This window comes from Streptomyces sp. NPDC034099 (assembly GCF_055575415.1).
In genome coordinates, this window is the sequence record NZ_JBVISR010000004.1 from 414300 (window position 1) to 420299 (window position 6000).

Genomic DNA, 6000 nt, shown 5'->3' on the forward strand with positions numbered 1-6000 from the left:
CGGCCGCGGCCTTACTCGGGACTTACGTCCCCTGCCGCCGGGGCGGGCGACCCTGGTCCTGTGCCCCGCGCTCCCGCACAGTGAGTCCATGCCCTCCGACGAACAGCTCGCCGTCGGCCTGCTCGGCCGTACCGCCTACGGCCGGGCGGCCACCACCCTGCGCGCCCTTCCCTTCCTCGCCCACGCGCGGCACATCGTGAGCGACGGCCGGGTCCTGCTGCGGATGCCCAGGAGCTGGGGGTACCACCGGATGTGCGCCGGGAGCGTCGTCGCGTACGGGGCGGACAACCTGACCTCCGCGGGGCCCGGCGAGAGCCTGTGGACCGTGCAGGTCGTGGGCCGGTGCGAGGACCACGAGCCGAGCACGGCCGAGCTGGAGCGGTTCGGTCCGGCGCCGGACCGGGTGGACGGCGAGCCGTTCGAGCCCGCCTATCTGCGCGTCGAGCCGCAGTTCGGCACGGTGCACTTCACGGACGGGTCGGCCGGGCCGCTCTGACCTCGCCGAAAACGACGCCCCGCGACGACGCCCCCGCAACGCGACGCGCGCGTGGAGCCCGTTTCCGGGCCGCACGCGCGCGTAAGGCGTAGGGACGGGGCCGGGTCAGCCCTCGCCGCCCTCGGAACCGCCCGGGGCGCCGGTCGCGCCGCCCGTCGGCTCGCCACCACCCGTGGGATCGCCGCCACCGGTCGGCTCACCGCCACCGGTCGGCTCACCACCGCCCGTGGGGTCGCCCGTCGGATCACCGGTCGGATCACCGGTTGGATCGCCCGTCGGGTCACCGGTCGGATCGTTCGTCGCGGTGTTCGACGGCGTCCACGACGGCGTGTCCGGCTGCTCCCAGCCCCCGCCGCCGTTGCCGCCCCCGCCCGAGCCCTGCTCGGTGCCCGGGTCGGTGGTCTCCTGCGTCGCCTCGTCACTGGGCGAGGAACTCGGCGACTCCTGGCCGGTGCTCTGCGAGGTGGTCGCGGACGGGCTCTTGTCCGTCTCGGTGCCGCCCTTGTCGCCGTCGCCGTTGTTCAGGGCCAGCGCGACGCCGGCCGCGATGGCGATCACCGCGAAGACGGCCAGTATCCACAGCTTGCCGCGGCCGCTGCCCTTGTTGCCGTGGCCCTCGAAGCCGCCCTCGTCGCTCCCGCCGTAGCCGCCCGGCAGGATCGGCTGGGGGATCTGCTGGGTGCCGGACGCCCCGTGGTGGTCGGAGTGCGGCAGCACCGTCGTGCCCGCCAGGCCGGCCGAGGGGGTGTGCCGGCCGTCGTGCGCGGCGACCGGGCCGGTGTTCCAGGTGCCGGTGTGGCCGCCCTGCTCGTACAGCATCTGCAGCCCGTACTGGACCAGGCCGCGCATCTCCTCGGCGGTCTGGAAACGGTCGTCGGGCTCCTTGGCCAGCGAGCGCATCACCAGGCCGTCCAGCTCCGGCGGAGTGGCGTCGGAGACCTCGGACGGGGGCGTCGGGATGTCCTGCACGTGCTGGTAGACCACCGACAGCGGGGTCTCCCCGGTGAACGGCGGGCGCAGCGCGAGGAGTTCGTAGAGCAGGCAGCCCGTCGCGTACAGGTCGGAGCGGTGGTCGACGGCCTTGCCGAGGGCCTGCTCGGGGGACAGGTACTGCGGGGTGCCCATGACCATGCCGGTCTGCGTCATCGTCGACTGGGCGCCGTGCAGGGCGCGCGCGATGCCGAAGTCCATCACCTTGACCGCGCCGGTGTTGGTGATGATGACGTTGGCCGGCTTGATGTCGCGGTGCACGATGCCGTGCTGGTGCGAGTAGGCCAGCGCCTCCAGGACGCCGGAGACGATGATCAGCGCCTGCTCGGGCCCGGGCGCCTCGGCGTTGAGGAGGAGGTCGCGGATGGTGCGCCCCTCGACGATCTCCATCACGATGTAGGGCACGGACTGGCCGCCGACGACGTCCTCGCCCGAGTCGTACACGGCCACGATGGCGTGGTGGTTGAGCCCGGCCACCGACTGTGCCTCGCGCGTGAACCGCGCCTTGGAGACGGGGTCCTCGGCGAGGTCCGCGCGCAGCAGCTTGACCGCCACGGTGCGTCCCAGGCGGACGTCCTCCGCGGCGAACACCTCGGCCATGCCGCCCCGCCCGAGCCTGCGGGTCAGCCGGTACCGGCCGTCGCCGACCAGGCCGCCGTTGCCCCAGTTCTCCGGCGCGTCAGACATACCGCCGCCAGATGCCTCGGGTTCGGACGGGCCCTGGGCGCGCTGCTGCTGTGCCATCAGTCCTCGCCGTCGTTTCTGCCCGCGGTACGCGCGGTGTTGTTACGGTCTCCGTCGGCCACGCTACAGCCTTCGCGGGGGCCTCCGGTCCGAGATGGGGCGCCGGGACCGGACATGAGACGGACCGGTCATGAAACCCTGGTTCCGTACTCTCGTGCAAATTCCGTGTACCGGCGGTACGCCGGCTGTAACGCTTCCGCGACGCTTCTTTCGCGTACGGTCACGGAACGGGCACCGCGCTTGACGTGTCGGTGCCCTGGGGCAGACTTGGCCGGGAATAGCACTTTCGATCACGAGCGCGCGTGCCGCCGCCACCGGCGCCCGCCGTCTATGGGGGACGCAGAGACATGAGCCAGGACGCCGCCGGACAGGGACGGTACGCGGGGCGGGCGCTCGCCGGCGGCCGTTACCAGCTGCGCGACTTGCTCGGCGAGGGCGGTATGGCCTCGGTGCACCTGGCGTACGACTCGGTCCTCGACCGTCAGGTCGCGATCAAGACGCTGCACACCGAGCTGGGTCGCGAACAGGCCTTCCGCGAGCGCTTCCGCCGCGAGGCCCAGGCCGTGGCCAAGCTCACGCACACCAACATCGTCTCGGTCTTCGACACCGGCGAGGACGATCTGAACGGCCTGACGACTCCCTACATCGTCATGGAGTACGTCGAGGGCCGGCCGCTCGGCTCCGTGCTCGACGAGGATGTGCGGCAGCAGGGCGCGATGCCCGCCGACAAGGCCCTGAAGATCACCGCGGACGTGCTGGCCGCGCTGGAGATCAGCCACGAGATGGGCCTGGTCCACCGGGACATCAAGCCGGGCAACGTGATGATGACCAAGCGCGGCGTGGTCAAGGTCATGGACTTCGGCATCGCCCGCGCCATGCAGTCCGGCGTGACCTCGATGACGCAGACCGGCATGGTCGTCGGCACCCCGCAGTACCTCTCGCCGGAGCAGGCCCTCGGCCGCGGTGTCGACGCCCGCTCCGACCTGTACTCGGTCGGCATCATGCTGTTCCAGCTGGTCACCGGGCGCCTGCCGTTCGACGCCGACTCGCCGCTCGCGATCGCGTACGCGCACGTGCAGGAGGAGCCGGTCGCCCCGTCCGCCGTGAACCGCGCGCTGCCCCCGGCGGTGGACGCGCTGGTGGCCCGCGCGCTGAAGAAGAACCCCAACGAACGCTTCCCCAGCGCCGAGGCCATGCGCGACGAGTGCCTGCGGGTGGCGGCCTCCTTCCAGGCCGCCCCGCCGAGCATCGTGCCCGGCGCCCAGACGTCGAGCGGCGCGGGCGTCGGCTCCGCGGTGTTCCCGCCGGTCGACCAGGGCGCCCCGGCGCCGACGGGCCCGGTCCAGACGCCGTACCAGCCGACACCGGCCCCCGGCCCCAACCCGTACGGCACCCCGGCCCCGGCGGCGCACTCGCCGGCGTACGGCTATCCGCAGCAGGCCGGATACCAGACGCCGGCCTCGTCGCCGTACGCGCAGCAGCAGGGCGCGTCCACGCCGCCGCCGTACAACCTGACGCCCTCGGCCCAGGGCTCCGGCTCCTCGGGCGGCGGCAGGAACAAGCCGGTGATCATCGGCTCGATCGTGGTCGCCGTCGTGGCCGTCGGCGCACTGGTCGGCGCGCTGCTGATGAACGGCGGCGGGGACGAGGACCCGGAGGCCGGCGGTGGCGGCACGGCGAGCGTGTCCGCGTCGCCGTCGAAGGCGGCGGGCTACCGCGGGCCGGACAGGACGAAGACGATCGAGAAGGACAAGTGCACCGAGCCGGAGGAGTCGTACAACGACCCCGACAAGATCAAGGTGCCGGACTTCACGTTCAAGTACATCGGCTCGGTCAAGGAGTGCTTCAACGCCGCGGGCTGGCAGATGAAGGTCGTCGACGTCGACGAGAACACCTACGGCGAGGGCTCGGTCCGGGACCAGTTCCCCACCGCCGGCACGGACGTCGACCCGGAGAACATGCCGGAGATCCAGCTCAAGGTCTCGACGGGCAACCCGCCGTCGGAGTGAGCACGTGACGACGGTGACGGGCGACGTGACGGACGCCTGACGTCGAAGGGCCCGGCAGCGGTGCTGCCGGGCCCTTCGCGTCGTCGGTCGGTGGAAGCCGTCCCTGCGGGAGTCGTCCCTGCGGGGAGGCGTGCCTACAGGTAGGGGCCGCCGGAGCGGCCGCCCGGGTGCGGGGCCTCCTCGCCCTCCGGGACGGTGCCCGGCGGCAGCGCGCGGCGCATCTGCTCCAGCTGGGCCCGCGCGGCCATCTGCTGGGCGAACAACGTGGTCTGGATGCCGTGGAAGAGGCCCTCCAGCCAGCCGACCAGCTGTGCCTGCGCGATCCGCAGTTCGGCGTCGGTCGGGGTGCCGTCGTCCGTGAAGGGCAGCGAGAGCCGCTCCAGCTCCTCCACCAGCTCCGGGGCCAGACCGTCCTCCAGCTCCTTCACCGAGCTGGCGTGGATCTCCTTGAGCCGGACCCGGCTCGCCTCGTCCAGGGGCGCGACCCGCACCTCTTCGAGCAGCTGCTTGATCATGCTGCCGATCCGCATGACCTTGGCGGGCTGCTCCACCTGCTCGGTCACCGGAATCTCGCGGGAGTCGTCGTCCCCGCCGCCGCTGAGCGCCATTCCGTCCTGGCCGACGACCAGGATCTGGGGGTTCTCCGGCGACCTGTCGTTCCTCGGCATCTCCATACCCGCCATTGTCTCGCACCCCCGGGCGCCGGACGGGCGGTGCCCCCGCGGAAACCGTCCCGGCGCGTTCGGCGGCGCCCGGAATGCCGGTGTCGCCACCGAATGTGAGGCTTGTTTCGTCGATTTCCACGACGCTTTCCACGACCGCACATCACCGGGAGGGGGTCACGGACGTGACGCCATGGCTGCGCGCCCTGCGGATGACGGGACTGGTGGGGGCCCTGGGAGCCGGTGCGGTGGTGGCGCCGTACGGGGCGCAGCCCGCCCACGCCGCCGTGCGGTCCGCGGTGGTGGCGGCGCCGTCACCGGGGCCCTCCGCGCCGGGGACGCCCACCGTCCCGGACGGCTCCGGCACCCATGACGGGCGGGGCGGTCACGAACGCCCCCGGCGCCCCGACGACGGCGACCGTCCGGACCGCCCGGACGCCCGGCCTCCCGCGGAATCCGGCCCCGCGGACAGCGGTTCGCCCAGGCCCACGCCCACGCGCTCCTCCCCCTCGCCGTCGGCCTCCGGCACCACGGCCGCCCCCGAGCCCTCCCGGGGCGGGAACCCGCCGGGTGAGGAAAGGCAGCGGCCCGGTCACGCCGAGGAGCATGAGCCGGAGCACGACGGCAGGAACGAGTACGCCGGCCGGTACCGGGACGACGACGGCGACGACGGCGTCCCCGAGGACCCGGCCGCCGCCCTGCCACCCGCCCGGACCGAGGCCGCCGCGGTGCCCTCGACCGCCCCGCCCCGCTCCCCGACGCAGAGCCGCACGCCCACCCGGGCCGCCGCCGAACCCCTCCTGCGGGTCCTCCCGCTGGGCAGCGGCCTGGTACTCATCGGCCTCGGCCTCGCCCTGGGCCTCGCGGGACTGCGCCTGCGCCGGGCGTAGAGCCCCGCCGCCCCGGCCGGACCAAGGCGGCCGAAGCGCCCCCGGCCACCCCGCCCCGGCCCCCGTCACAGAGCCGCACACCCACCCGGGCCGCCGCCGAACCCCTCCCGCACGTCCTCCCGCTGGGCAGCGGCCTGGTACTCATCGGCCTCGGCCTCGCCCTGGGCCTCGCGGGACTGCGCCTGCGCCGGGCGTAGAGCCCCGCCGCG

At 73.6% G+C, this 6000-nt stretch carries 5 protein-coding genes; 3 read left to right on the forward strand and 2 right to left on the reverse strand.

Going from position 1 to position 6000, the window contains the following annotated elements:
• Window positions 1–88 precede the first annotated feature (88 nt).
• Complete coding sequence (locus ACZ56V_RS14355) at window positions 89–496, forward strand: pyridoxamine 5'-phosphate oxidase family protein (protein ID WP_468942286.1); 408 nt, start codon at window positions 89–91, stop codon at window positions 494–496.
• A 105-nt stretch (window positions 497–601) separates the two neighbouring features.
• Here the strand turns inward: ACZ56V_RS14355 and ACZ56V_RS14360 are convergent, their stop codons facing one another.
• Window positions 602–2230, reverse strand: a complete 1629-nt coding sequence (locus ACZ56V_RS14360; protein WP_398911500.1) for a protein kinase domain-containing protein — start codon at window positions 2228–2230, stop codon at window positions 602–604.
• Between the two features lie 347 nt (window positions 2231–2577).
• Between ACZ56V_RS14360 and ACZ56V_RS14365 the strand changes: the two genes are divergently transcribed.
• Window positions 2578–4239 carry a Stk1 family PASTA domain-containing Ser/Thr kinase gene (locus tag ACZ56V_RS14365; RefSeq protein ID WP_398911498.1) on the forward strand — a complete coding sequence of 554 codons (1662 nt, stop codon included), beginning with the start codon at window positions 2578–2580 and terminating at the stop codon, window positions 4237–4239.
• Between the two features lie 134 nt (window positions 4240–4373).
• Here ACZ56V_RS14365 and ACZ56V_RS14370 read toward each other — a convergent pair whose 3' ends face one another.
• On the reverse strand, window positions 4374–4913 hold the full coding sequence (locus ACZ56V_RS14370) for a bacterial proteasome activator family protein (RefSeq protein ID WP_398911497.1): 540 nt from the start codon (window positions 4911–4913) through the stop codon (window positions 4374–4376).
• Window positions 4914–5086: 173 nt separating this feature from the next.
• On the opposite strand from ACZ56V_RS14370, the gene ACZ56V_RS14375 reads away from it, so the two are divergent.
• Window positions 5087–5791 carry a hypothetical protein gene (locus ACZ56V_RS14375; RefSeq protein ID WP_468942291.1) on the forward strand — a complete coding sequence of 235 codons (705 nt, stop codon included), beginning with the start codon at window positions 5087–5089 and terminating at the stop codon, window positions 5789–5791.
• The last annotated feature ends 209 nt before the right edge of the window (window positions 5792–6000 follow it).

Excerpts from the sequence above, each read along its gene's own strand:
- ACZ56V_RS14355 (WP_468942286.1), top strand. The coding sequence starts at position 89 with ATGCCCTCCGACGAACAGCTCGCCGTCGGCCTGCTCGGCCGTACCGCC.
- ACZ56V_RS14360 (WP_398911500.1), bottom strand. The coding sequence starts at position 2,230 with ATGGCACAGCAGCAGCGCGCCCAGGGCCCGTCCGAACCCGAGGCATCT.
- ACZ56V_RS14365 (WP_398911498.1), top strand. The coding sequence starts at position 2,578 with ATGAGCCAGGACGCCGCCGGACAGGGACGGTACGCGGGGCGGGCGCTC.
- ACZ56V_RS14370 (WP_398911497.1), bottom strand. The coding sequence starts at position 4,913 with ATGGAGATGCCGAGGAACGACAGGTCGCCGGAGAACCCCCAGATCCTG.